A 24,987-nucleotide genomic window follows, 5' to 3' on the forward strand; every position below is an offset into this window, starting at 1 on the left:
GAAAAGGCAGTTTGCGATGATCGTCTTTCCCGCCATCGATCTCAAAGCGGGCCAGGTGGTCCGCCTGGCCGAAGGCGACATGGCGCGCGCCACAGTCTATGGCGATGATCCTGCGGCCCAGGCCCGGCTGTTTGCCGAACAGGGCAGCCAGTATCTGCATGTCGTCGATCTGGACGGCGCGTTCGCCGGAGAGGCGCGCAACCGGGCCGCCGTCGAATCGATTCTGACGGCCTTTCCCGGCCATGTGCAATTGGGCGGCGGTATCCGCAACGCGGTGTCGGTCGATGGCTGGTTCGATCTGGGCGTGTCGCGGGTGGTGATCGGCACCGCTGCGCTCAACGATCCGCAATTCGTGCGCGATATGGCGGGCGCCTATCCCGGCGGGATTGTCGTGGCGGTCGATGCGCGCGACGGCATGGTGGCCACGCATGGCTGGGCCGAAGTGTCCGATGTGTCGATCGCCGACATGGCGCGCCGGTTCGAGGATGCCGGGGTTGCCGCGATCCTGTTCACCGATGTCGGGCGCGACGGCCTGCTCAAGGGCTGCAATGTCGAGGCGACGGTCGATCTGGCGCGCAGCACGCGCCTGCCCGTGATCGCGAGCGGCGGCGTCAAGGGCCTCGACGATATCCGCGTGCTGAAGATCCACGAAGTCGACGGGATCGAAGGGGTGATCACCGGGCGCGCGCTCTATGACGGACGGCTCGACCTGGGCGCCGCCATTGCCATTGCCGAGGCGGCATGACCGTCCGCGTCCGCGTCATCCCCTGTCTTGATGTCGCCAATGGCCGCGTGGTCAAGGGCGTCAATTTCGTCGACTTGCGCGATGCCGGCGATCCGGTCGAACAGGCGCGCGCCTATGATGCCGCCGGCGCCGACGAGCTGTGCTTTCTGGATATTTCCGCCACCCACGAAGGGCGCGGCACGCTGCTCGACGTAGTCGCACGCACCGCAGAGGTGTGTTTCATGCCGCTGACGGTGGGCGGCGGGGTGCGCGAAGTGGCCGATGCGCGCGCGCTGCTGCTGGCCGGGGCAGACAAAGTCGCTGTCAATTCCGCCGCCGTCGCGCGGCCCGAACTGGTGCGCGACATTGCCGAGAAATTCGGTGCGCAATGCGTGGTCGGGTCGGTCGATGCCCGGCGCACCGGTATCGGCACCTGGGAAATCTTTACCCATGGCGGGCGCAAGCCGACCGGGATCGATGCGCTGGCCCATGCGGTACGGCTGGCAGAACTTGGCGCGGGCGAATTGCTGGTGACCAGCATGGATGGCGATGGCACCCAGGCCGGCTATGACCTGGCACTCACGCGTGCGATTGCCGATGCGGTGCCGGTGCCGGTGATTGCCAGCGGCGGGGTCGGGTCGCTCGATCATCTGGTGGCCGGGGTTAAGCAAGGGCACGCCAGCGCGGTGCTGGCCGCCTCGATTTTCCATTTCGGCACCCATTCCATTGCCCAAGCGCATGCTGCACTGCGCGCAGCCGGTCTGCCCGCACGCGACTGAACCGGGTGTCCTGCATTGGGACGGGCCCGCGCAAGAGCCGCCGATTTCGTTGGCGAATCATTGTATCCGGGATAAGCGGCAGGGATGGTTACCCGCATCCTTACCGCGATGGCGACGATCTTCGCATGTGCGGCATCACCGGCCTGGGCCGCGCCTTTGGGCAACGGTGGCACGGCGGTGGATGAACCGGCGGCACTGGCGTTGCTGGCGCTGGGTGTGGTCGGGCTGATCGTCGGGCGACACGCTGCCAGACGGCGCGATTGACGCCGCACGGTGGACCGGCCGCAAGGGCCGATCCACCGCCGTTTTACCGGGTATTTGCCGTTCGCAGGCGATCAGTGGCCGCGATGTTCGCCACCACCGCCATGGCCACCACCGCCACCGCCACCACCATGGGGAGCGCCGCCGCCGCCATGGCCGCCGCCGCCGCCATGGAATTCACCGCCGTGCGGCGCACCGCCGCCATGGTAACCGCCACCGCCGTGATATCCGCCGCCGCCGTGGTAACCGCCACCGCCATGCATGTAATGGCCACCGTGGCCACGCCAGCCATAGCCGCCGCCCCAGCCATAGCCGCGCCGCCAGGCATAGCCGCAATAATACCAGCCGGGGCCGCGCCAGGCGGAATCGTACCAGCAATATTGCTGCCCGCCGAACGCGAACGGCGCGATGATCACGGCCTGGGCCTGGGCGCTGTCGAAGGCGGGAACGACGCCCGCGACGACCGCGGCAGCCATGACGGTCTTGGTAAGAAATCGCTTCATGCTACTCTCCTCGCAATCATCTCCGGTCGGTCGATGGCCCGAGATGCCTTGTACTGACGGTCAATTGCGCGCCGGATAGCGCCCCCCGGATTGGCGGCGCCTGTTCATCACCTTGCGCAATGTATTTCATCCATTTGTACAGACTGCCAATTTCGGATCGAAAAAATGCATCCGGAACGTCGCTGTATCGATTGTCTTGTCTTTAACGGGCATCGCATTACGCGCGTATGAATGGCCTGATCGCGAATGTGCAGGTTCATGCTTGACGCCATCGGGCCGTCGCTTCATGGCCTGCGGGGATGGATCATGCCGAAATTCTTGCCCGTCTGGAAACGGTGATTGCCGGTCGGCTGGGCGGCGACCCCGCCGCCAGCTATGTCGCGCGGCTGCACGCGCGCGGGCTGGGCAAGATCGCGCAGAAAGTGGGCGAAGAGGCCACCGAAACGGTGATCGCCGCGTTGACCGGGGATGATGCCGAGCTGACCGGCGAAGCGGCCGATCTGCTGTTTCACCTGCTGGTGCTGCTGGGCGCGCGCGGGATTGCGATCGATGCGGTGCTGGGCGAGCTGTTGCGGCGCGAAGGCACCTCGGGGATTGTGGAAAAGGCAAGCAGGAGTTCGTGATCATGGCGGTCGATGCCACCCGTGCCTATGACGACCAGAATGTCTTTGCGAAAATCCTGCGCGGCGAAATCCCCGCGCAGAAGGTATACGAAGACGACTGGGCGCTGGCGTTTCACGACATCAATCCACAGGCGCCAACACATGTGCTGGTGATCCCCAAGGGCGCCTATGTAAGTTGGGACGATTTTTCGCTGCGCGCGACCGAGGCGGAGATCGCCGGATTTGTCCGCGCGGTGGGCCATGTCGCGCGTGAGGCGGGGCTGGTCGCGCCAGGCTATCGCCTGCTGGCCAACACCGGGACCGACAGCCATCAGGAAGTGCCGCATTTGCACGTCCACCTGTTTGCCGGGCGTCCGCTCGGGCCGATGCTGGTGCGTTGATCCGCGTTGATTTTCCGGTCGGGTCGGGCAACGCGGCCTTGCCCTGGCCCTTCGCGACCGGTTACTGAGGCGTTCATGCAGGCCCTGTTACCCCAATCCGGCTGTTTCGACGGCACGCGGCATGTTTTTGCCGTGCGGGTCTATTTCGAGGATACCGACCTGTCGGGTGTGGTCTATCATGCCAATTACTTGCGCTGGTTCGAGCGCGCGCGGTCAGACATGTTGCGGCTGGCCCGGATCGACCAGCGCGCGGCGCATGACGCCGGGGAAGGGGCCTATGCCGTGACCGATATGGCGCTCAGATATGCCCGCCCCGCGCGGCTGGATGATGCGGTGACCGTGGTCAGCACGGTGGCGGAGGTGTCGCCGGTGACCTGCCGTCTGGATCAGGCGGCGTGGCGCGGCGATGATCTGTTGTGCAGCGCGACGGTGCGTGTTGCCTTTGTTGCCCCCAATGGTCGACCCCGGCGCCAGCCGCCGCACTGGGTGGCCGCGTTCCGGGCGCTGGTTGCCCCTGAACGATGATCGACGTGCCATGATCAAAAGGATGAAAGTCAGCGCATGATGCTCGCAATGCTTGCCGAAAGTGCGATCGGTGCTCCGACCCGGCTCAATCCGGTCGAACTGTTCCTGCATGCCGATGTCGTGGTGCAGGCGGTGATCGGCGGGCTGGTGCTGGCCTCGATCTGGGTGTGGATGATCATCGTCGGGTTTACCGTGCGGATGGGCCTGATCGGTTCGCGCTGCCGCAAATATGAAGACGGGTTCTGGAGCGCGCGCGATATCGACGCCTATCAGAAGGACCAGGGCAAGAAGGATATCCCCACCGCCCGCGTCGTCACCGCCGCGCTGGCCGAATGGCGACGATCGACATCGGGCAAGACGATTGATCGCGACGGCACGCGCCAGCGGCTGGCCGCCGCGATGGACGGCGCGGTCACCGAGGAAACCGACCAGCTCGCCCGGCGGCTGAACTTTCTGGCGACAGTCGGCTCGGTCGCGCCGTTCGTGGGCCTGTTCGGCACGGTGTGGGGGGTGATGGACAGCTTTTTCCGCATCGGTGCGATGCAGAATTCGTCGCTCGCGGTGGTTGCTCCGGGGATTTCCGAGGCGCTGTTCGCCACCGCCATCGGGCTGTTCGCCGCCATCCCCGCCGTCGTTGCCTACAACCGCTTTTCGTTCCGGGTTAACGCGTTCGAAGCGTCGCTGTTCCGCTTTACCGACCGGTTTCACGGCACGCTCAGCCGCGAACTGGAACAGTAGATGGCGATGCACATGGCCTCTGGCAGTGGCGGCGGACGGCGGCGGCGCGGGCGTGGCCGGGCCGGGCCGATGGCAGAGATCAACGTTACCCCGCTGGTCGACGTGATGCTGGTGCTGCTGATCATCTTCATGGTCACCGCGCCGATGCTGACCGCCGGGGTGCCGATCGACCTGCCCGACAGCAAGGCCGAGGCGCTGAAAGAGGAACCCCATGCGATCACCATCAGCATGGATGGCAATGGCCGCGTGTTTCTCGACCAGCAGGAACTGGCGCCGGGAGAAATGACCGACCGGCTGGCCCAGGTGGTGCGCGATGCGGGCGACAAGCTGCCGCTGGTCACGCTGCGTGCCGACCGCCATCTCGATTATGGCCGGGTGATCGCGGTGATGGGCGAACTGAACGCGGCAGGGTTCAAATCGATCTCGCTGGTCACCAACGGTTCAGTTGAAGCGCCTTAAGGGCCCGGCGGCATGCGCGAATCCCGCTCCTTTGGTTTGACCCGCGAAGAGGCTCTGGGCCTGGGCGTGGCGATCGCGGCGCATGTCGCGCTGATCGCTGCGCTCACGCTGTCGCCACTGGGCCGCAAAGTGCAACCGCCGCCCCAGCGGATGACCGTGTCGCTGGCCAGCACGATATCCGACCAGTCAACTTCGCCCAAGCCCGACGCGCAACCCGCCCCCGACATGGCGCAGGATCTGGGCGAACCCGCGCCCGCCGATCAGCCGCAGCCGGCGCCGGTTCCCGCGCCGAAACCGGTGCCAAAGCCGGTGGTCAAGCCGGTGCCCAAACCCGAGCCGAAACCCGTGCCCAAACCGGAACCGCAGCCGGTACACAAACCCGTGCCCAAGCCGGTACCAAAGCCCGAGCCGAAGCCAAAACCCAAGCCCGAGCCGAAGCCAAAGGTCGAGCACAAGGCCGAGGCCAAACCAAAGCCCGAAGCCAAGCCAAAGCCCGAGACAAAGCCCGAGCATGAGGCGAAGGCGAAACCCGACAAACACACCAAGCCCGACACAAAACCCGCAGGTGGCGAGGCGCAGGCCAGGCCACATCCCGACAAACCGGTCGGCCACAGCCGGATCGGCGATATTCTCAACGGCATTTCGACCGATCCGAGCACGGGCCGCGACAAAGTCTCGCCCGGTGACAAGGCCTCGGTAATTCCCGCCGCCACGTTGGTCAGCGCGATTTCGCGCCAGATCAAACCGCACTGGAGCGCGCCGCAAGGGGTCGATTCGGACAAGCTGGTGACGGTGCTCGCCTGGTCGCTCAATCCCGATGGCTCGCTTGCCGGCCGGCCGGTGGTGGTTTCGCAATCGGGCATTACCGACAGCAACCGCGCGCAGGCGCAGCGCCATGCCGAACTGGCGATCCGCGCGGTCATGCTGGCCGCGCCGTTCCCGTTGCCGCCACAGGCCTATGCCCAATGGCACCGCGTGGCCGCCTTCCGTTTTGACCGCAAGCTTTCGCAATAGGGACTATGGCCCGATGAAACCGATGATCCTGAACCGCGCCCGCCGGGCCGTGTTGTATCTGGCACTGGCCTTGCCCGGCCTTCCGGCCCATGCCCAACAGCAGCCCTTGCCCGCCTCCAGCGCGCCGCAGGCCGCCGATTCGGGTGGGCTGACCGGGTCGGTCACTGATGACAGCGCGTGGCGCGATCTGGGCATTGCCATTCCCGCCTTTCCCACCGACCGTTCGGTGGCAACCGGCGCCGATGGCGGCAATACCGAGGCGCTGGGCCGCAATCTGGCCCGCGTGGTGTTCAGCGATCTGAAGAACAACGGCCTGTTCAAACCGACCGGGCCGGATTCGCTGCCCGGCATCGGTTATGCCGAAGTCGCCGCGCCGGCCTTTGCCGGGTGGCGCGCACGTTCGGCGGAAATGCTGGTCCAGGGGTTTGTGAAAGGTGGGGCCAATGGCCAGTTGACGGTCGGCTGCTATCTGTACGACGTGGCGCTGGGCAAGGAACTGGCGCGCCAGGGCTATGTGGTGTCGCCGGTGGAATGGCGACGCGCGGCGCACAAATGTGCCGACATGGTCTATTCGCGGCTGTCGGGGGAAAGCCCGTTCTTTGATTCCAAGATCGCCTATATCGCCGAAACCGGGCCGAAGGATCACCGTCGCAAGCAATTGGCGATCATGGATTCGGATGGTGCCAATCACCGTTTCATCACCAGCGGGCAGGCTGTCGCGCTGACCCCGCGCTATTCGCCCGATTATCGCCAGATCGCCTATCTCAGCTATGTCGATGGCCGCCCGCGCATCTATGTCTATGATATCGGCACCGGGCATCAGCATCTGGTGACCGAGGCCAAGGGGCCGACATTTGCGCCGCGCTGGTCGCCCGATGGCAAATATATCCTCTATTCGATGGCGATCGCGGGCAACACCGACATCTACCGCGTGCCCGCCACTGGCGGACAGTCGGTACGCCTGACCAACACGCCGGGCATCAACATCGGTGGCAGCTATTCGCCCGACGGGCGCAAGATCGTGTTTGAAAGCGATCGTGGCGGCAGCCAGCAAGTCTATGTGATGAACGCCGACGGCTCCGGCCAGCACCGCATCACCTTTTTCGGCGGACGCGCGGCCACCCCCGAATGGAGCCCGCGCGGCGACCAGATCGCGTTTACCTGCATCTGCGGCAATTTGCGTGTCGCGGTGATGGACCCCGATGGCCACAATCGCCGTTTCCTGACCGACAGTTGGCAGGACGAAGCGCCGACCTGGTCGCCCAATGGCCGCATCGTGCAGTTTTTCCGCACCGAACGCGGCACCGGACACACCAGCATCTGGCAAGTCGACCTGACCGGGCGCAACGAACGCCGCCTGAAAACCCCGGTCGATGCCTCGGACCCGGCGTGGGGGCCGGTCCTGCCGTGATGGCTGTGCTTTCCGTTTGAATTTCCCTTACGCTCGTTGCACCCTCTCCCCGAACGACCAAGGAGCTTTCCCTCATGTCTCCCAGCCCCGTTTTTGTCCGCCTTGCGGGCGTATCCCTGCTGATCGCCAGCGTCGGTCTGGCCGGATGCGCCCACAAGCCCAAGGAACTGCCGCCGCAGCCGGTGTCGGCCAGCACCAGCACGCAGTCCGAGGCGATGCCGCCGGCCCAGCCGCAGCAGAGCGGTCCGGTGCCGGGTAGCGAGGCTGATTTCCTGGCCTCGGTGATTTCCGACACGGTGCATTTCGACACCGACAAGTACGGCATCGATGGCGAAAGCGAAGGCATCCTGCGCAGCCAGGCGCAGTGGCTGGCACGTTACCCGGGCAAGGCGATCACCATCGAGGGCCATTGCGACGAACGCGGTACGCGCGAATACAACCTGGCGCTGGGTGAACGCCGTGCCAATGCCGCCAAGAACTATCTGATCGGGCTGGGCGTCGATGCCAGCCGCATCAACACGATCAGCTATGGCAAGGAACGCCCGGTCGCACTGGGGTCCGACGAAGCCGCCTGGGCCAAGAACCGCCGGGCGGTGACGATCACGGTAAACTGATCGCGGGCGATGGTACGGGTGCCCATATAAAGTCCGTGGGCACCCGGTACGGCTTGACCTTTGCCTGCATGTTGGGCTTGGGTTGAGGGATGTCGCGGCACACACGATCAAACGACTGGGGATTCCCGCGCTGGCGGGGCTATGGCGGCGGTCGCGATGCCAAGCCGATCCGCATGTGTGACCGGTCCGGGTGCGATCAACCCGGCAATTGCCCCGCGCCCAAATCGCCCAATACCCCGGATCGCTGGTATTTCTGCCCCGCGCACGCCGCCGAATACAACGCCGGCTGGAACTATTTCGAAGGGCTCGACAAAGAGGAAGCGGCGGCGCGCGAACGTGCCGAAAACACCGAATCGTCGGGTTATCGCCAGGCCACCTGGGCCGAATGGGGCGGATCGGGCGACGGCACGCGCAGCCGCGACGAAATGCGCGCCCTGGAAGTGCTCGAACTCGACAGCGACGCCGATTTCGAAGCGGTGCGCAAGGCCTGGCGCACGCGCGCCAAGCTGGTGCACCCCGACGTACGCCCCGGCGATGCCGAGGCGGCCAACGAATTCCAGCGTCTGCAACTCGCCTATGAAGTGCTGCGTGCGGCCGAAGAGCGCCGCTCGTGGAAGGGCTATTCTTCGGGGGCCTGACATGCAACAGCCGTCGCAGCGCCCGGCCGGACCGGGCTGGATCATCGTTGCATCGATCTGCATCGCCGCGCTGATGGTGCTGTGGCAAGTGCTGCCGCAACTCGACGGGATGCTGACGGGCAACACCGGTACGCCGCGCACGGTTACCCCGCGCGGCGATCTGGGCCGTGACGAACAGGCCACGATCCACTTGTTCGAAAACGCGCGCGGGTCGGTGGTGTCGATTTCCACCGCGCATCTGGTTGAGGATGTCTGGTCGCGGAATGTCTATTCGGTGCCGCAGGGCACGGGTTCGGGCATCATCTGGGACAATGCCGGGCATGTGCTGACCAATTTTCATGTGATTCAGGGCGCGTCGGAGGCCACCATCCGCCTGGCCGACGGGCGCAAGTTCCGCGCCAGCCTGGTCGGGGTCAGCCCCGATCACGACATTGCGGTGCTGCGCATCGGGGTGGCGTTCCGCCGCCCGCCGCCGATCCCGATCGGCACCAGCCACGATCTGAAAGTGGGCCAGCGCGTGTTTGCCATCGGCAACCCGTTCGGGCTCGACTGGACCTTGACCACCGGGATCGTCTCGGCGCTCGATCGCAGTTTGCGCGCCAGCACCGGATCAGGCGGCGTGCAGCATCTGATCCAGACCGATGCGGCGATCAATCCGGGCAATTCGGGCGGGCCGCTGCTCGATTCGAGCGGACGCCTGATCGGCATGAACACCGCGATCTACAGCCCCTCGGGCGCCTCGGCAGGGATCGGCTTTGCGGTGCCGGTCGACACCATCATGGATGTCGTGCCGCAGCTTATCCGGGCGAACTGAGCGCTTCGTCGAGCAAGTGCTCGACCCGGCGGGCATCGGGAAAGCCTTCGGCAATCCAGCGCTGTTCCACCTGGCGCAGGATGCGTGCCACCTCGGGACCGGCATGGATACCGCGCGCGACGATGGCTCCGCCCTTCAGCGGAAAGCGCGGCACCGTCCAGCCGGCGATCGGGGCAATGTCAGCGCCTGCCAACAACAGCCGGTCGCGGGCATCGGCCAGACCCAGCCGATAGGCCAGTGCGCGGGCGTCGTCGGCATCGTCGGGGCGCCGCGCCGCAGCCACCGCCAGGCGCTTTTTCTGCGCCGCCGAAAAACGCAGCCGCGCGGCCACCGTTTCGGCCAGCAGGGGATCGGGCGGCAACAGCGCGGCCAGACGGCGCAAGGCATCGGGCGCGACACCCGCGCGCGTTTCGGTGGCGATCAACGCGGGCAGCGCGGCGGGGTCGGCTTCGGGCAGGACTTGCCCCAGCACACCCAGATCGGCCATGCGCGCCAGCGTCGGCGCCGGATCGGGATGCGCCAGCAGGCGGATCAGTTCCCACCCCACACGTTCGCGCGACAGGCCTTTCAGCCCGGCGGCCAGCGCGGCGCAGGCATGTTCCGCCTCGGCATCGGCGGGCAGCGCGCCGAATCGCGCCTGAAACCGGAAATAGCGCAGGATACGCAAGTAATCCTCGCGGATGCGCGCCTGCGCATCACCGATAAACCGCACCCGGCGCGCGGCCAGATCATCGAGGCCGCCGAAAAAGTCGGTGATCGCCAAAGTGGTCGGGTCGGCATAGAGCGCGTTGATGGTGAAATCGCGCCGGGCGGCATCCTCGTGCCAGTCGCTTGAAAAGGCGACCGTGGCATGGCGCCCGTCGGTGGCGATATCGCGGCGCAAGGTGGTCACCTCGACCGGACCGTCGCCCAGCACGGCGGTGACCGTGCCATGGGCGATGCCCGTCGGCACCGCGCGGATGCCCGCCGCCGCCAGCCGGGTGATCACCGCCTCGGGCAGCAGGCTGGTCGCCATGTCGATATCCTTGACCGGCACGTCTGCGAGCGTATCGCGCACCGCGCCGCCGACCCAGCGGCACAGCCCCTCGTGCATCGGATCAAGCGCGGCGACCAGCGCGGCCAGATCGGCGCGCGCGGTCCACGCCGCAGCGGGCAGCGTGGCGGTCATGCCGGATCGTGCCAGGCGATGCGGTGCGACAGATTGGCGATGATCGCGCCGGTCACGCCCCAGATGCGGTGGCCCGACCACAGGATCTCGATATAGTCGCGCCGCGTGCCAGCCCAGTCGGCGCTGCGCCGGTGCTGGTTGGCGGGATCGATGACATAGCCGAACGGCGGTTCGAACCATTGCGCCACTTCGCCCGGATTGGGCGTGATCGCGATGTCACCCGGCACCACCGCCAACACGGGCGTGATGTCATAGCCGGTGCCGGTCTGGAACCGGTCGCTGGTGCCCACCACGCGCACGCGGGCGGGATCGACGCCGAGTTCCTCGTACGCCTCGCGCAGGGCGGCCTCGATCGGGGTTTCGCCCGCATCGATCTTGCCGCCGGGAAATGCGGCCTGGCCAGGGTGCGCGCGCATGGTGGTGGGGCGCTGGATCATCAGGACGCCGGGACCATCGGCATGGCCGGGGCGATCGGTCACCGCGATCAGCACGGCGGCCGGGCGCAGCGTGGTTTCGGCGGGCGGGCGCCAGTCATCCCACCGCGGCGCGGTGTCGCGCGCATGCCCCGCGGTCAGCAGGCGGTGCAGCCGATCGAACAGCGCATCGGTCATGCCGGCAACAGGCCAAAGCGCTGCCCCGCGCTGGTCACCGCCAGCGCGTCGGGCGACGACACGGTCAAAGCGTGATCGATCAGTTGCGCATACGTGCTGCGGTTCAGCCGCGCCTCGGTGCCGTGGCGCACGCCGAGATAGAAGGCGGGCACGTCGGCAGTCCCCGCCACGCGCAACGGGTGATCGGGCCCGGCCAGCACCACATCATCGGTGTTGAGCCGAAACGCCAGCACCGGTTGCCCGGCGCGATCGGTGCGCAGGGCCATGTCGGTGGCGACAAACGCGGCATCGTCGACTGCGATCGCCAACTTTTCCACCGGCGTAAGCAGATAGTGCTGCCCGTCGTCCGCGCGCGTCAACAGGGCGGAAAAGGCGCGCACCATCGCCGGGCGGGTGATCGGGCCGCCATCGTGAAACCACGTGCCGTCGGCGGCAATCCGCATCAGGCTGTCACCATGCTGCATCGGGGCCCACTGGTCGATCGGCGGCAGGCGTCGCGCAGCAGCAGCCTCGGCAATTTGCGGCAGACTCAGCGCGGCCAGTTCGGGGGTGGGGTCATAGGGCACGGATGATGCCCTGCCAGATCAGGTCAGCCGCGCCAAGGGCCCAGCGTGCCCTGCGGGGGCAAGATTGCCGGATTGGCGCTGCGGCACAGCAGGCGGTGCGCTTCATAAGGGCCCGGCAGGCTCCAGCCGAGCGTCGGCGCATTGGCAAAGCCGAAAAAGCGCGCGTAATAGTCGGGATCGCCGATCAGCACTTGCGGCAATGGCGCGCGCGGATCGATCGCAGTCAGGCTGGCGGTCATCAGCGCCTGGCCATAGCCACGCCCTTGCTGGGTGGGCAGCACGGCAACCGGGCCGACCATGATCATCGGGTGTGCGCGCCCCGCCGGATCGGTCAGCGCGACTGGCCAGCACTGGATCGTGCCCGCCAGCAGATCGTCCTCGTCAAGCGCGGCAAACGACAGCCCCGGCAGCCAATCTGTGCCCGCGCGGATCTTGTAGGCAGTGCGCTGATGGCGTTCCGGCTCGAACGCGGTGTCGAGCAGCGTTTCGATCAGCGCGGGATCGACATCGGCAAGCGGGATGATCTTGGACAACGGGGCAGGGCTTTCGCGCAGGGGGAATCGGACCGCCGCCGGATAGCCGCAGTTCAGCTTTCGGCAAAGGCAAACGGCGCCGCCACCCGCCGATAATCGTCGGGCAGGATGTCGCGGCCAAGTGGCGGTTCGGCCCGCGCGGTGCATTCGGCGCGGTTGCACAAGCGGCAGGTCATGCCGATGGGGGTGGGGGCGGGGGGCACAGCCTGGTCTTGCGCATAGACCAGCCGAGGCGCGTGTTCGGCGGCGCAGGCGAGCGCGACCGCGCGGGTGATCGAGGGGCGGTCGTGCGCGCCGCCGCCGCTCGACACCGTGCGCACGATCGAAAAGAAGCGTTGCCCGTCAGGCAGTTCGAGCCATTGCGTCAACACCTCGCCGGGGCTGCGAAAGGCCTGATGCAAGTTCCACAACGGGCATCCGCCGCCATGCGCGGCAAACGGAAAACCCGCACCGTCGAGCCGTTTGGAAACATTGCCGGCGGCATCGACGCGGATGAAGAAGAACGGCACACCCTGCGCACCGGGACGGCCCAGCGTGGTCAGGCGGTGCGCCACTTGTTCGAAACTGACCCCGAACACCCCGGCCAGCGCGCCGATATCATGCCCGCGCGTCCAGGCGGTGCGGGCAAACCGGTCATAGGGCATCAGCATGGCGGCGGCGGCATAAGTCGCCAGCGCACGGCGCACGAGGTGTGCGGCGGTCGCGCTGGCAAAGCTTTCGCCCCGCACCAGCGCGGCTATCTCGGCACGCAGCGCGGTATAGGCGATGTGCAGCGCCACTTCCCATTGCCGTGCGGTGGGCGACAGCGTGTCGTCGATCAGCAACTGTTCGCCGTGCCGGTCATAGCGGCGCAGTGCCCCCATCATCACATCGTCGGGCAGGAAGCGCAGCCGCACGCCCTGTTTCTGCAACCAGTCGGCCTGCCCCCCGGCGCGGGCGATCTCGTCGGCCAGCGCCTCGGCGCGGGCATCGAGTGCGGGAAAATGGTTGCCCGCGCGCGCGATGAACCGCCGCGCCTCGCCCACCGCATCGCCAGCCGGATCGCTCGTGCCGCTTTCGCGCAGGCCTGCCAGCGCCTGCTGTTCGCGGGCATAGGCGCCGTGCAGCCGCAGCATGGCCTCGGCCACGCCAGGAAAGCTGGTGGCGATATCGGCCACTTCGAGCGCGGTCAGGTCGATTTCGGCAAAGATCGGGTCTTTCAGCATGACCGACAGCCGCTGGGCATAATCGTCGCGTTCGTCGGCCGCGAGTTCGCTCATGTCGAGTTTATAGCTGCGCGCCAGCCGCAACAGCAGGTCGGCGGTCAGCGGGCGCTGGTTGCGCTCGATCAGCGCGACATAGCTGGGCGAAATGGCCAGATCATCGGCCATGGCGGCCTGGGTCAGCCCCAGTTCGCGGCGCAAACGCTTGATGCGGGGGCCCAGATAGAGCGGGCGGGCATCGGCCATGACGGTCTCCGTATAGAACTGTACAACTGTACAAGCATTTTTTGTAAAGTTTGACAACATGACTTCGCAAGGGGTCGCGCGCTTTCGCGGTGCAGCGTAGCGACGGGTCACACAGACGGGCCCGTCGGGCCACCATGCAACAGGAACCCGTGTTCATGACTTATGCGAAGACCATTGCCGAAGCACGCGCCGCGATCGGTACTCTCGGCCAGGCCTGGAACGGCGTCGAGGCCGAATCCGCAGCGCGCATGCGGCTGCAGAACCGGTTCCGCACCGGGCTCGACATTGCCCGCTATACCGCCAAGATCATGCGCGCCGACATGGCCGCCTATGACGCCGACACTGCCAACTACACCCAGTCGCTGGGGTGCTGGCACGGCTTCATCGGGCAGCAGAAGATGATTTCGATCAAGAAGCATTTCGGCACCACCAAGGGCCGCTATCTCTATCTGTCGGGCTGGATGGTTGCGGCACTGCGCAGCGAATTCGGGCCCTTGCCTGACCAGTCGATGCACGAAAAGACCAGCGTTCCGACGCTGATCGAGGAATTGTACACGTTCCTGCGCCAGGCCGACGCGCGCGAGCTGGGCGGGCTGTTCCGCGAACTCGACGCGGCCAAGGCGGCGGGCGACGCGGTCAACACGCACCGCCTGCTGCACAAGATCGACGAATACCAGACCCATGTCGTGCCGATCATCGCCGATATCGACGCCGGGTTCGGCAATGCCGAGGCGACTTATCTGCTGGCCAAGAAATTCATCGAGGCAGGCGCCTGCTGCATCCAGATCGAAAACCAGGTTTCGGATGAAAAGCAGTGCGGCCACCAGGACGGCAAAGTCACCGTCCCGCACGAGGACTTCCTCGCGAAGATCCGCGCGGTGCGCTATGCCTTCCTCGAACTGGGGGTTGAAGAAGGCGTGATCGTGGCGCGCACCGACTCGCTCGGCGCCGGGCTGACCAAGCAGATCGCCTATAGCCGCGAACCCGGCGATATCGGCGACCAGTACAACAGCTTCCTCGATTGCGATGAAGTCGATGCGGCCAATCTGGGCAATGGCGACGTGCTGATCGCGCGCGACGGCAAGTTGCTCCGTCCCAAGCGCCTGCCGTCAAACCTGTTCCAGTTCCGCCCCGGCAGCGGCGAGGACCGCGTCGTGCTCGATTGCATCAACAGCCTGCAGAACGGTGCCGACTTGCTGTGGATCGAAACCGAAAAGCCGCATATCGGCCAGATCGCAGGCATGGTGAACCGCATCCGCGAAGCCGTGCCGCATGCCAAGCTGGTCTACAACAATTCGCCCAGCTTCAACTGGACGCTGAACTTCCGCCAGCAAGTCTATGATGCCTGGGCCAGCGAAGGCCGCGATGTCTCGGCCTATGACCGGGCGCGGCTGATGAGCGTGGATTATGACGGCAGTGATCTGGCCAACGAAGCCGACGAACGCATCCGCACGTTCCAGCGTGATGCGGCGCGTGAAGCGGGCATTTTCCACCACCTGATCACGCTGCCGACGTACCACACCGCCGCGCTCAGCACCGATACGCTGGCCAGGGGCTATTTCGGCGAAGAAGGCATGCTGGCCTATGTCGCCGGGGTGCAACGTCGCGAAATCCGCGAAGGCCTGGCCTGCGTCAAGCACCAGAACATGGCCGGATCGGACATCGGCGATGACCACAAGGACTATTTCGCCCGCGATGCCGCGCTCAAGGCCGGTGGTGCCCACAACACGATGAACCAGTTCGCAGCATAAACCCAAGGAGAGAGCACATGGCAGAACCCCAACGCGCCCGCGCGGTCCTTTCCACCGAAGACTTTCGCCTGATCCGCGAAGCCGTGCTGAGCCATCTGAAACAGATTGAGGACACCCCCGACTCGGTCAAATTCTCCAACCTCTATCACCGCCTCGGCAGCGCCGCCGGGCGCTGATCCCAAGACCTTTCCTGGGGAGGAAAGCGGACCCGCGATGCCCGACAGGGTGTCGCGGGTCCATTCCTTGCCGGCACGCCGCCAGATCCTCCCCGATTCGGGGAGGATTGGGTGGGCTATTTCAATGGGTCAGAATCGGCGCCAGGTCGGACAGTTTGCCGTCGTTGGGCAGCGGGGTGATGCCCAGCACTTTGGCCATCAGCGGATAGACATCGACATTGGGGAAGGGCGCAATGGTCAGCCCGGTGCGAAATGCCGGGCCATTGGCGATGAACAGCGCGCCCATCGCGGGATCGTTGATATCATAGCCGTGGGCGCCCTTTTCGATGCCGGGGTGGGCCTCCTGGCCGCGCCGGTAACTGTCGCGGGTCAGCGCCAGCCAACCGGTGGCCACCTGGCAGACGACCGCAGGCACGCGCGGGTTGGTGCCGTAATGCAGGTCGGCGGGCACATGGGCTTTGTCCCAGCACTGCATGTGCGGCTGGGGCGCGAGCAGTTTTTGCCGGGTCGCATCGCCTGCCGGGGTGCCGGGGGTATCGATCCCCAGCACGGTGCCATCGAACGCGACATGGGCTACGCCGGTGTCGATCACGTCGTCGAGCAGGATCAGATGCTCGTTGCCAACCGGCGCCATGCCATGGTCGGCCACCACGATCACGTTGGCGGCAATCCCGCGCGCCTTCAACCCGTCCAGCAGGCGGCCCACGGCGGCATCGATCGAGGCCACGGCGGCGTTCACTTGCGGCGAATCCGGGCCAAAACTGTGGCCCGCGCTGTCGACTGCCTCGAAATAGAGCACTGCAAAGGCGGGGCGACGGCCGGCCGGCAGGTCCATCCAGCCGAGCACGGCATCGACGCGCGCAGCCGGCGCCACGCCGTGGTCGAAATCATGCCACAGGCCCGGGCGCGTGCCGTGGTGCGGCACCGCGACGCCAGGCCAGAACATCACCCCGGTGTGGATGCCGGCGCGTTCGGCGCTGATCCAGATCGGCGTGCTCTGGCCCCACCAGGCTTCTTCATGGCTGGTCATGGTGAAATGGCCGGGCAGCGCAGGATCGTCGAACGCGTTGTTCACGATGCCGTTGTGATCGGGGTAGAGCCCGGTCACCAGCGCAGTGTGGTTGGGGAAAGTGACCGAGGGAAACGAGGGGATCATGCGTTCGGCATGGACCCCGTCTGCGGCCAGCGCGGACAAGTTCGGGCTGACCCCGCGGTCGAGATAATCGGCCCGAAACCCGTCGATCGAAATCAGGATCAGCGGCGCGGGTTCGGCCATAACGGGCCCCGCCACGAACAGGCACAGCAGGCCCAGGAAACGGATCACGGTTTTCATGTCTCACCTCGCATCGTCGATGTCCTAGGCTGGCGTGGTTTCACCACCAAGACAAGCAATGCGCGGGTTTTTGTTTGATTATCCGCCTTTTGCCGCGACTGCGCCGACAATCGTGGTGCTTGATGCCGGAATCGAGATCTGGAACGGCCCGCCGAATTCCTGCCCGGTGGGCCCAAAGAACGCCGGGGCGATCGTGCCGCTGCCGGCCATCGTGCCGGTCAGGCTGCCGGTGTTGGCGGTGCCTGCGGTGATCGTGCCCGACACGTTGAACGTGCCGTAATTGGTTGCCGCGCTTTTCAGGCCAAAGTTGCCCGAATAGCCACCCATGTCGAAATTGACCGACAGGCTGGCGGTGCCGTTGACGCTGGCCTGGCTGGCGCCGTTCCATGCAGTGCCATAGGCGACGCCGGTATATGTCGCCGAACCGGTCCGCGCGGCGATCACCCCAGGATCGGTCCCCACCCCATAGACTTGCCAGGCGGTCGTCGTGCCACCGCCGCTGGCCGGGCCCTGCCAACTGGCGAAATTCATATAGGTCAGCGCCAGTTCGGTGTTGGCTTTGCCTTGTCTGTACATATCGACGGTGACCGCGCTGGCACCTGATCCGACGGTAAAGGCATTGAAATTGGTGTTGCTGCTGGTGGTCGCATTGGCGCTGGTCAGTGCCGTGGCGGCGATCCCGGCCGGGGTGACGGTGGTCGTGCCGGTGGGGTTCAATTCGACCGTTCCGGCCGCCAGGCTGGCGCTGGCGCTGCCGCCTGTGGCCACCGCCAGTTCTGCGCCATGGGCGGTGAACACCTGATCGACAACGATATTGGTCAGCGTCAGATTGATCGGGGTCAGCGTCGAATTCTGCGCGCCCCAGATCACCCCGCTGGCGCTGCTGCCATCGGCACCGGTGGTCGCGAACGAGCCGCCCAGTTCCTGCGCCGCGGGGCCATAGAATTCGCCGTTGAGCGTACCGGTCGATTTGCTGTTCAGTCCCTTGTACGTGATCGAGCCGGAAAAGGCGTTGGTGCCCGATGACAGGGTGCCCGATCCGCTGATCGTGACGCCGCTGCCGAAATTCGATTGCGACTGGATGCCGGTTTCGCTGGCCGTGGCGCTGGTGGTGAACACCCCGTCGAGGAAATCGACATCGGCGCGCCCGGTGCCCTGGAAAAAGCGCGCTTCGCTGCCTGGCAGGGTGACCAGCCCATAGACGCTGGTGGCATAGGCGGCCTGACCGGTGGTCGGCACTTCGGCCGCGGTCGAAGCCAGGCCATAGATGAAGAAATCGACGCTGATGTCGTCGGTGGTGCCACTGGTGAACGTGCGCTGCCAATAGCCCAGCCCGGAATATTGCGGATAGCTGGAATTGTATCCGGTCACGCTGGCGGATTCGAGCGTCAGACGGTCGGTGGTGGTGCCGTTGGTGATCGAATAGATCGCAATCCCGTTGGTGGTGCTTGTCAGGTTGGCGGGCGCGAACGTCTGGGTGCGGCCCTGGGTGGTGATGGTATAGCTTTTCGACGTAACGTCATAGCTGACGGTCAGTGTCTGGCTGGTCGATGCGCCCGAAGTGACGTTTTCGCTGGTGGTGTTGATTGTCGCGGTCTGGGTCGCGGCGTTGTCGGCAAATGTCTGGCTGGCCGTCAGGCTGGCCAGGCTGGGTGCAGCCGGGGTGGTGGCGCCGGAGCCGGAGCCCGATCCGGAGCCCGATCCTGACCCGGTCCCCGATCCTGTACCGGTCCCCGTCCCGGTGCCTGATCCCGTTCCTGTGCCTGATCCCGTCCCGGTGCCCGATCCTGTTCCTGTCGACGTGCCCGAACCCGATGTCGTGGTGCTGCCGCCGCCCGAGTTGGTGGTCGTGGTCGTCGTGCCCGATCCGGTGTTGGTGGTCGTGGTGGTCGTGGTGGTGTTGGCACTGTTAACCCCGCCATCGCTGCCGGTGCAGCCGGTCACCACCAGAGACAGTGAGCACAGGCTCCATGCCATCGTTGTCTTGCGTGCCGCCGATAAGCGCATTGCTGGATGCCTCCGCCCGCGAGTGCAGCGGCAACCGTGGTGGTTCGTCGCACTGTCGATACCCGCTATCCTACCCTCCGATCGATCGGCGGCGAGCACCTATCCACTCGAATTTGGCGACAAATTTCGAATTCACTTTGATCAAGTCTGGCTTTGCGGCGGTTGAATTTTTCTCGCGTGACTATACCCAAGTGAATCGGTAGAGATATGAGTGTCGGACCGGGATGATCCTCTCCCCAGACCGGTCCGGCCCCGAAAAGGAATTTGCGTGATGGCAAAAAAATCTGTTTTGCTTCGTCAGTCACGGGTTGAGCGACCCTTGCCGCGTTTGCCCCACCCCTCCTGGCGTCAGGCGCTGGCCGGGGCTCGGGCCGAGGGGCGGGATTTGACAGCCGACGATTTCTGGACCCGGCTGGGCCTGTAATCGCTTTATTGTTGAGAGAAACTGCCGATCTGATTGTTCATGAAGTCTGCCCTGATCATCCGCCACGTGCCCCATGAAGGTGTTGCCGGTTACCGCGATCCGATAGAGGCTGCGGGCTACCAGGTCGATCGCATCGACGTGTGCGACCCCGATTTTTCGTCGTGCGACCTGGTCCGACCCGATCTGGTGATCATGATGGGCGGTCCGATGGGTGTCTATGAACACCACACGCATCCGTGGATACCCTGCCAGTTGCGCCGTCTGGCGCGGCGGCTGGAGGCCGACCGGCCGACGCTGGGGGTCTGTTTCGGTGCGCAGATGGTCGCCGCCGCGCTGGGCGCGCGCGTCTATCCCGGCGGCGCCAAGGAAGTGGGGTTTCACCCGGTCAAGGTCCATGCGCGCGACACACCGCTGCGCCATGTCGAGGGCGTGCCGGTGCTGCACTGGCATGGCGACACATTCGATCTGCCCCCCGGCGCCGAATTGCTGGCATCGAGCCATGTCTATCCGCATCAGGCGTTCCGGCGCGGGCGCAACCTGCTGGCGCTGCAATTCCACGGCGAAATGGGCGAAGATCCCCGGTTCGACGCGTGGATCGAACAGGGCCCGGATGATCTTGCCGCCGCCGGACACACCCCTTGCGCGATACGCGCCGCCCATGACGAACACGGCCCGCGCGCGGTCGCGGCCAGCCGCGCGATGATCGCGGAATGGTTGTCAGGCCTGGATTAGAGCGTCGCGCCAACGCGCGATCCGGTCGATCGCGTCTTCGACCATTGCCGCCGGTTTGCAATGGCACAGCCGCAGGATGTGGCGCGGCGCATCGTCGCCTTCCCACAGCGCCGACAGCGGGATCGAGGCGACGCCCGCCTTGTGCACCAGCCGTTCGGCGACGGTGCGGTCATCGAGCGCCAGGCCGCTGGCGGCCAGGTCGATACAGCTAAACCATGTCGCCACGCCCGGCAGCACGGCAAAACCGCGCGCCTGCAAGCCCTGATTGAGCACCGCGCGGCTGGCTGCCCAGTCCGCCACTTGCCCGGCGATCAGCGCATCGTCGGCCAGCCCCTCGGCCACCGCCCATTGCAGCATCGGCGGGGTGGTGAACGTCAGGAACTGATGCGCCTTGGCCAGCACGGCGGCGACTTCGGGTGCGGCGATCATCCAGCCGACTTTCCAGCCGGTCGCTCCAAATATCTTGCCTGCAGAGCCGATCTTGACCGCGCGCGCCGCCATCCCCGCTTCGGCCAGCAGCGATCCATGCACCCCCCCGTCAAACCGCACGGTTTCCCACACTTCGTCGCAGATCGCGAACAAGTCATGGCTGACTGCGATCTGCGCCAGCATCGCGCGGGTCGGCGCATCCATCACCGTGCCGGTGGGGTTGAGCGGGTCGTTGATCATCATCGCGCGGGTGCGCGGCGTGATCGCCGCCTCGATCGCCGTGCGGTCATAGTGCCAGTGCGGGGGATGCAACGGCACGAACACCGGCACCGCGCCCACACGCCGCACCAGCGGGGCATAGGCATCATAGGCGGGCTGAAACAACAGCACTTCATCGCCCGGGCTGACCACGGCCAGCACCGCCGCCGCGATCGCCTCGGTCGCGCCCGAGGTCACGATCACCTGGTCGCGCACCAGTGCAAGGCCCTGGCTGCGGCGATAGAATGTCGCGATCGCATCGCGCAGTTCGGGCACCCCGGCCATCGGAGGATAGTGTTGCGACCGTTCCGCCAGCGCGCGTACCACCGCTGCGCAAAGCGCTGGCGGCGGCGGCGCATCCGGAAACCCCTGGCCCAGATTGATTGCCCCCGATGCCCGGGCCAGCCCCGACATATGTTCGAAAATCGTGGTGGGCAGGGCGGTATAAACGGGGTTGAGCGCGTGCATATGGGGTAGACTAGCAAGCGCGGCGCATGGTGCGCAACTCATTCAGCCAGGTGACAGCCATCCCAAAATATCGTTAAGCAAGATCGAGGCAGGAGGCTTAACGATGGACCATGGATTGATCGCGTGGCTGATTATCGGCGTGGTTGCCGGGGCGGTTGCGGGCAGGGTTACGCGCGGCGCCGGGTATGGGCTGATTGCCGACCTGGTGCTCGGCATTGTCGGCGCCTTTGTCGGCGGCAGGCTGTTCCGTCTGGCCGGAATGGCGCCGGGGCATGGCCTGATCGGGTCGCTGGTCACTGCCTTTGTTGGCGCGGTGGCGATTCTGCTGGTGGTCCGGTTGTTCAGTCGGCACGGCTGACACCGGTCATCCGGTAATGGCTGGGGGCTACGCCGACCAGCCGTTTGAACATCGTGGTGAACGCTGCCGGGCTGTCATAGCCCAGATCGAGCGCGATCGAAGTGACCGCTTCGCCCGCCGCCAGTCGGGGCAGCGCCACCAGCAGGCATGCCTGTTGCCGCCACGCGCCAAAGCTGAGCCCGGTCTCGCGGCGGAACTGCCGGGTAAACGCGCGGCGGCCCATGCGCAGTTGCGCGGCCCACAGATCGATCGTGTCATGCGGGGCCGGACATTCGAGAAAGGCCTGGCATCTGGCGGCAAGTTCGGGGGTCTGGGGAAACGGCACCGCCAGCGGCACCGTCGGCGCGCGCGTCAGTTCGGCCATCAGCAGATCCATTACCAGCGCATCGCGGCTGTCCAGTGCATAGAGCGGCTCGATCAGGCACGCGGTTTCCAGCAGATTGCGCAACAGTGGCGAGACCTGGATGACGCGGTTGGCGGGGCCGAGCGATCCGGGGGCATCGGCTTCGATCAACACCCCGCGCGTGCTGACCGCGCCGACCATCCGCACCGAATGGCGACACCCGCCCGGCGTCCACACCGCGCGCTCTGGCGGCGCGACCCAGGCCCCGTGCGGGGTGCTGACGACGATCACCCCGCGCGCGGCATAGAGCAACTGCCCGCGCCGGTGTTCGTGCCAGTCCAGTTCGAACGCGGGCGGATAATCGTTGCCCACTGCGACGATCGGGCGGGGGACGTGTTCGACGTCCCGCGGGTTTTTCCACGGCATCCTGTTGTCCCACTTGCGAAAGTAAAAGACCCATACTGGAATGCGGGCAAGGTTCATAGCGGGTAACGAACGAGGCCCCGATCCCAGACGGACTTGTCTCATGAACGCCAGTCGTACTGCCCCGCCCATATCTGCCACCCAGACGACCGTGTTCGGCGTGATCGTGGCGATCAGTTTCTGCCACATGCTCAACGACATGATGCAATCGCTGCTGCCGGCGATCTATCCCGGCCTGAAGGACGAGCTGCACTTGTCGTTTACCCAGATCGGGCTGGTGACGCTGGCCTATCAGATTACCGCGTCGATCCTGCAACCGCTGGTCGGGCTCTATGCCGACCGGCGCCCCACTCCGCTGGCGCTGCCCGGCGGTACGCTGTTTTCGCTGGCCGGGCTGATGGTGCTGTCGGCAGCGCACAGTTATGGGCTGTTGCTGGTGGGCGCGTCGCTGATGGGCATGGGATCATCGGTGTTCCACCCCGAATCCTCGCGCGTGGCACGCATGGCGGCGGGCGCGCGGCACGGGCTGGCGCAATCGATGTTCCAGGTCGGCGGCAATGCCGGGCAGGCGCTCGGTCCGCTCGCCGCCGCGTTGGTGGTGGTACGCTGGGGGCAAAGCAGCCTGGCGTTCTTTGCGCTGCTGGCGCTGCTGTCGTGCGCAGTGCTGTGGAACGTGGCGCAATGGTATCGCCACCACGGGCTGGCGCGGCTTGACGGCATGGCCGGCGGACGGCGCGGATCGGTGGCCTTGCCACAGGGGGCCGTGTTGCGCGGGATCGCCATTCTGCTGGCGCTGATCTTTTCCAAATATGTCTATCTGGCCAGCCTGACGAGCTATTTCACGTTTTACCTGATCCACCGGTTCGGTGTGACGGTCGAAGTCGCGCAGTTGCATCTGTTTGCGTTTCTGACCGCGGTTGCGCTGGGCACCATCGCGGGCGGGCCGCTGGGCGACCGGTTCGGGCGCAAGCACGTGATCTGGTTCTCGATCCTGGGCGCCCTGCCGTTCACGCTGATGCTGCCCCATGTCGGACTGTTCTGGACCGGTCCTTTGACGATGGTCATCGGCCTGATCCTGGCATCCGCGTTTCCCGCCATCGTGGTCTTTGCGCAGGAACTGGTGCCCGGCAAGATCGGGATGATTTCGGGCCTGTTCTTCGGGTTTTCGTTCGGCATGGGCGGGCTGGGCGCGGCGGTGCTGGGCACGGTGGCCGACCGTTACGGCATTGTCACGGTCTATGACATCTGCGCCTTTCTGCCCGCGATCGGCCTGTTGGCGGTGTTCCTGCCCAATTTGCGCAAGACGCACCAATAGTTTTGCCCCCGTGGCCGGATCTGCGCTACGTTGCGCAAGGTCCGGGCGGGATCATGGGGGGCCGGGTTGAGATGACGGTACAAACCAGCCGCGATCGGGGCACCACGATGCACGGTGTCGTGCTGACCGGGTTTGGGGGCCCTGACCGTCTGGTCTGGCGCGAGGATCTGCCGATACCCGAGGCGCGGGCGGGCGAAGTGCTGGTGCAGGTCGGCGCGGCAGGGGTCAACAACACGGATATCAACACACGCATCGGCTGGTATTCCAAGGCCGTGGCCGCCGACACCGCAACCGGCGCCGATGCCGGATTTGCCGACGCCGGGTCCGATGGGTGGAGCGGCGCGGAATTCACCTTTCCGCGCATCCAGGGCGCCGATGCGGCGGGGCGGATCGTTGCCGTGGGCGCAGGCGTCGATCCGGCGCGGATCGGCGAACGCGTGCTGGTTGAACCGGTGTTTCCCGCAGCCGATGGCGCGGTGCGCTATTTCGGGTCGGAGTGCGATGGGGCCTTTGCCGAATTTGCGCGGGTTCCCGCCGCTCAGGCGCACGCGATCGCCTGCGCGCTGAGCGATGCAGAGCTGGCCTCGTTTCCCTGTGCCTATGGCGCGGCGCTCAACATGCTGAACCGCACCGGTCAGGCCCCTGGCGAGCGCGTGCTGGTAACCGGCGCCTCGGGCGGGGTGGGTTCGGCGGCGGTGCAACTGGCGCGGGCGCGCGGGGGGCACGTCGTGGCGCTGGCGGCCGCCGACAAGGCGGCCACCGTGCAGGCGCTGGGCGCCGAAGGCGTGGTACCGCGCGAGGCCGATCTGGTGGCCGCGTTCGGGCGCGACAGTTTCGACGTGGTGATCGATGTCGCGGGCGGCGCGCAGTTTGGTGCATTGTTGCAGGTGTTGCGGCCGGGCGGGCGCTATGGCGTGGCAGGCGCGATTGCCGGGCCGCTGGTCGAGCTTGATCTGCGCACGCTCTACCTCAAGGATCTGGCGTTGTTCGGCTGCACGGTGCTGGGCGCTGGGGTGTTTGCCGAACTGGTCGGCCACATCGCCAGCGGGCGTATCCGCCCGCTGGTCGCCGCGACATTCGCGTTGCGCGACATCGCCGCCGCACAGGCCGAATTCCTGACCAAGCGGCATGTCGGCAAGATCGTTCTTGAGATCTCGTACT

At 66.0% G+C, this 24,987-nt stretch carries 28 protein-coding genes and 1 pseudogene; 19 read left to right on the top strand and 10 right to left on the bottom strand.

Going from position 1 to position 24,987, the window contains the following annotated elements; translation table 11 throughout:
- Positions 1 to 16 precede the first annotated feature (16 nt).
- From hisA to AQZ49_RS16920, 3 genes are all read left to right on the top strand, one after another.
- Positions 17 to 745, top strand: a complete 729-nt coding sequence (gene hisA, locus AQZ49_RS16910; RefSeq protein WP_067618291.1) for a 1-(5-phosphoribosyl)-5-[(5-phosphoribosylamino)methylideneamino]imidazole-4-carboxamide isomerase — start codon at positions 17 to 19, stop codon at positions 743 to 745.
- Positions 742 to 1,503 (top strand): imidazole glycerol phosphate synthase subunit HisF, encoded by a 762-nt coding sequence (gene hisF / locus AQZ49_RS16915; protein ID WP_067618294.1) that lies wholly within the window; start codon positions 742 to 744, stop codon positions 1,501 to 1,503. The genes hisA and hisF overlap by 4 nt, the downstream gene beginning before the upstream one ends.
- A gap of 84 nt (positions 1,504 to 1,587) precedes the next feature.
- Positions 1,588 to 1,767, top strand: a complete 180-nt coding sequence (locus AQZ49_RS16920; RefSeq protein ID WP_067618298.1) for a PEP-CTERM sorting domain-containing protein — start codon at positions 1,588 to 1,590, stop codon at positions 1,765 to 1,767.
- Positions 1,768 to 1,838: 71 nt separating this feature from the next.
- Here the strand turns inward: AQZ49_RS16920 and AQZ49_RS22625 are convergent, their stop codons facing one another.
- On the bottom strand, positions 1,839 to 2,267 hold the full coding sequence (locus AQZ49_RS22625; protein ID WP_067618301.1) for a hypothetical protein: 429 nt from the start codon (positions 2,265 to 2,267) through the stop codon (positions 1,839 to 1,841).
- Between the two features lie 299 nt (positions 2,268 to 2,566).
- Here AQZ49_RS22625 and AQZ49_RS16930 point away from each other — a divergent pair, with 299 nt between their 5' ends.
- The 10 genes and pseudogenes from AQZ49_RS16930 to AQZ49_RS16975 all read left to right on the top strand — a co-directional run.
- Positions 2,567 to 2,890: a phosphoribosyl-ATP diphosphatase gene (locus AQZ49_RS16930; protein WP_067618304.1), complete on the top strand. Its 324-nt coding sequence runs from the start codon at positions 2,567 to 2,569 to the stop codon at positions 2,888 to 2,890.
- A gap of 2 nt (positions 2,891 to 2,892) precedes the next feature.
- Positions 2,893 to 3,270, top strand: a complete 378-nt coding sequence (locus AQZ49_RS16935; RefSeq protein WP_067618307.1) for a histidine triad nucleotide-binding protein — start codon at positions 2,893 to 2,895, stop codon at positions 3,268 to 3,270.
- A gap of 75 nt (positions 3,271 to 3,345) precedes the next feature.
- Entirely contained in the window at positions 3,346 to 3,795 is a 450-nt protein-coding gene (locus tag AQZ49_RS16940) for a YbgC/FadM family acyl-CoA thioesterase (RefSeq protein WP_067618310.1), read from the top strand.
- A 36-nt stretch (positions 3,796 to 3,831) separates the two neighbouring features.
- A complete protein-coding gene (gene tolQ, locus AQZ49_RS16945) occupies positions 3,832 to 4,533 on the top strand; it encodes a protein TolQ (protein ID WP_067618312.1) in 702 nt (233 codons plus the stop codon).
- A 6-nt stretch (positions 4,534 to 4,539) separates the two neighbouring features.
- Positions 4,540 to 4,992, top strand: coding sequence for a protein TolR (gene tolR, locus AQZ49_RS16950; RefSeq protein WP_067618430.1), 453 nt, complete (start codon positions 4,540 to 4,542; stop codon positions 4,990 to 4,992).
- A 12-nt stretch (positions 4,993 to 5,004) separates the two neighbouring features.
- On the top strand, positions 5,005 to 6,006 hold the full coding sequence (locus AQZ49_RS16955; protein WP_067618316.1) for an energy transducer TonB: 1,002 nt from the start codon (positions 5,005 to 5,007) through the stop codon (positions 6,004 to 6,006).
- A 13-nt stretch (positions 6,007 to 6,019) separates the two neighbouring features.
- Positions 6,020 to 7,417, top strand: a complete 1,398-nt coding sequence (gene tolB / locus AQZ49_RS16960; RefSeq protein ID WP_067618319.1) for a Tol-Pal system beta propeller repeat protein TolB — start codon at positions 6,020 to 6,022, stop codon at positions 7,415 to 7,417.
- Between the two features lie 74 nt (positions 7,418 to 7,491).
- The gene (gene pal / locus AQZ49_RS16965) at positions 7,492 to 8,031 is read left to right on the top strand and encodes a peptidoglycan-associated lipoprotein Pal (RefSeq protein ID WP_067618323.1); all 540 of its coding nucleotides are present in this window, start codon (positions 7,492 to 7,494) and stop codon (positions 8,029 to 8,031) included.
- An 89-nt stretch (positions 8,032 to 8,120) separates the two neighbouring features.
- Positions 8,121 to 8,669: a J domain-containing protein gene (locus AQZ49_RS16970; RefSeq protein ID WP_067618326.1), complete on the top strand. Its 549-nt coding sequence runs from the start codon at positions 8,121 to 8,123 to the stop codon at positions 8,667 to 8,669.
- Position 8,670: 1 nt separating this feature from the next.
- A pseudogene (locus tag AQZ49_RS16975) lies at positions 8,671 to 9,474 on the top strand (S1C family serine protease); the annotation flags it as partial.
- Here the strand turns inward: AQZ49_RS16975 and AQZ49_RS16980 are convergent.
- From AQZ49_RS16980 to AQZ49_RS17000, 5 genes are read right to left on the bottom strand one after another with little or no spacing between them, the layout of a single operon-like run.
- Positions 9,467 to 10,651, bottom strand: coding sequence for a CCA tRNA nucleotidyltransferase (locus AQZ49_RS16980; protein ID WP_067618333.1), 1,185 nt, complete (start codon positions 10,649 to 10,651; stop codon positions 9,467 to 9,469). The pseudogene AQZ49_RS16975 and the gene AQZ49_RS16980 sit on opposite strands and share 8 nt — an antisense overlap.
- A complete protein-coding gene (locus AQZ49_RS16985) occupies positions 10,648 to 11,262 on the bottom strand; it encodes an NUDIX hydrolase (protein WP_067618336.1) in 615 nt (204 codons plus the stop codon). Before AQZ49_RS16985 ends, AQZ49_RS16980 begins: the two co-directional genes overlap by 4 nt.
- Positions 11,259 to 11,828 (bottom strand): DUF1285 domain-containing protein, encoded by a 570-nt coding sequence (locus AQZ49_RS16990; RefSeq protein WP_067618339.1) that lies wholly within the window; start codon positions 11,826 to 11,828, stop codon positions 11,259 to 11,261. Before AQZ49_RS16990 ends, AQZ49_RS16985 begins: the two co-directional genes overlap by 4 nt.
- A 23-nt stretch (positions 11,829 to 11,851) precedes the next feature.
- Entirely contained in the window at positions 11,852 to 12,361 is a 510-nt protein-coding gene (locus AQZ49_RS16995) for a GNAT family N-acetyltransferase (protein ID WP_067618343.1), read from the bottom strand.
- A gap of 53 nt (positions 12,362 to 12,414) precedes the next feature.
- Positions 12,415 to 13,809: a helix-turn-helix domain-containing protein gene (locus AQZ49_RS17000; protein ID WP_067618346.1), complete on the bottom strand. Its 1,395-nt coding sequence runs from the start codon at positions 13,807 to 13,809 to the stop codon at positions 12,415 to 12,417.
- A gap of 155 nt (positions 13,810 to 13,964) precedes the next feature.
- Between AQZ49_RS17000 and AQZ49_RS17005 the strand changes: the two genes are divergently transcribed.
- Both AQZ49_RS17005 and AQZ49_RS22630 read left to right on the top strand, forming a co-directional pair.
- Positions 13,965 to 15,560: an isocitrate lyase gene (locus AQZ49_RS17005; protein ID WP_067618349.1), complete on the top strand. Its 1,596-nt coding sequence runs from the start codon at positions 13,965 to 13,967 to the stop codon at positions 15,558 to 15,560.
- Positions 15,561 to 15,577: 17 nt separating this feature from the next.
- Positions 15,578 to 15,736, top strand: a complete 159-nt coding sequence (locus AQZ49_RS22630) for a hypothetical protein (RefSeq protein ID WP_197411096.1) — start codon at positions 15,578 to 15,580, stop codon at positions 15,734 to 15,736.
- A gap of 121 nt (positions 15,737 to 15,857) precedes the next feature.
- Here the strand turns inward: AQZ49_RS22630 and AQZ49_RS17010 are convergent, their stop codons facing one another.
- Positions 15,858 to 17,069 (bottom strand): alkaline phosphatase family protein, encoded by a 1,212-nt coding sequence (locus AQZ49_RS17010; RefSeq protein WP_067618352.1) that lies wholly within the window; start codon positions 17,067 to 17,069, stop codon positions 15,858 to 15,860.
- A 78-nt stretch (positions 17,070 to 17,147) separates the two neighbouring features.
- Entirely contained in the window at positions 17,148 to 19,046 is a 1,899-nt protein-coding gene (locus AQZ49_RS17015) for a beta strand repeat-containing protein (RefSeq protein ID WP_156428362.1), read from the bottom strand.
- Between the two features lie 493 nt (positions 19,047 to 19,539).
- Here AQZ49_RS17015 and AQZ49_RS17020 point away from each other — a divergent pair, with 493 nt between their 5' ends.
- Positions 19,540 to 20,232 (top strand): glutamine amidotransferase, encoded by a 693-nt coding sequence (locus AQZ49_RS17020; RefSeq protein ID WP_067618355.1) that lies wholly within the window; start codon positions 19,540 to 19,542, stop codon positions 20,230 to 20,232.
- Here the strand turns inward: AQZ49_RS17020 and AQZ49_RS17025 are convergent.
- Positions 20,218 to 21,387, bottom strand: coding sequence for an aminotransferase class I/II-fold pyridoxal phosphate-dependent enzyme (locus tag AQZ49_RS17025; RefSeq protein ID WP_067618358.1), 1,170 nt, complete (start codon positions 21,385 to 21,387; stop codon positions 20,218 to 20,220). The genes AQZ49_RS17020 and AQZ49_RS17025 overlap by 15 nt on opposite strands.
- 103 nt (positions 21,388 to 21,490) lie before the next feature.
- Between AQZ49_RS17025 and AQZ49_RS17030 the strand changes: the two genes are divergently transcribed.
- Positions 21,491 to 21,745 (top strand): GlsB/YeaQ/YmgE family stress response membrane protein, encoded by a 255-nt coding sequence (locus AQZ49_RS17030; RefSeq protein WP_067618361.1) that lies wholly within the window; start codon positions 21,491 to 21,493, stop codon positions 21,743 to 21,745.
- Here AQZ49_RS17030 and AQZ49_RS17035 read toward each other — a convergent pair.
- Entirely contained in the window at positions 21,729 to 22,514 is a 786-nt protein-coding gene (locus AQZ49_RS17035) for an AraC family transcriptional regulator (protein ID WP_067618364.1), read from the bottom strand. The genes AQZ49_RS17030 and AQZ49_RS17035 overlap by 17 nt on opposite strands.
- A 100-nt stretch (positions 22,515 to 22,614) precedes the next feature.
- Between AQZ49_RS17035 and AQZ49_RS17040 the strand changes: the two genes are divergently transcribed.
- Together AQZ49_RS17040 and AQZ49_RS17045 are read left to right on the top strand one after the other, a co-directional pair.
- The gene (locus AQZ49_RS17040) at positions 22,615 to 23,826 is read left to right on the top strand and encodes an MFS transporter (protein WP_067618367.1); all 1,212 of its coding nucleotides are present in this window, start codon (positions 22,615 to 22,617) and stop codon (positions 23,824 to 23,826) included.
- A 71-nt stretch (positions 23,827 to 23,897) separates the two neighbouring features.
- Positions 23,898 to 24,987, top strand: a 1,090-nt coding sequence (locus tag AQZ49_RS17045) for a zinc-binding dehydrogenase (protein WP_067618436.1), incomplete at its 3' end; no start/stop codon positions are given.

Origin of the sequence: Novosphingobium sp. FSW06-99, from assembly GCF_001519065.1 — a bacterium.
In the GTDB taxonomy this organism is placed as follows: domain Bacteria; phylum Pseudomonadota; class Alphaproteobacteria; order Sphingomonadales; family Sphingomonadaceae; genus Novosphingobium.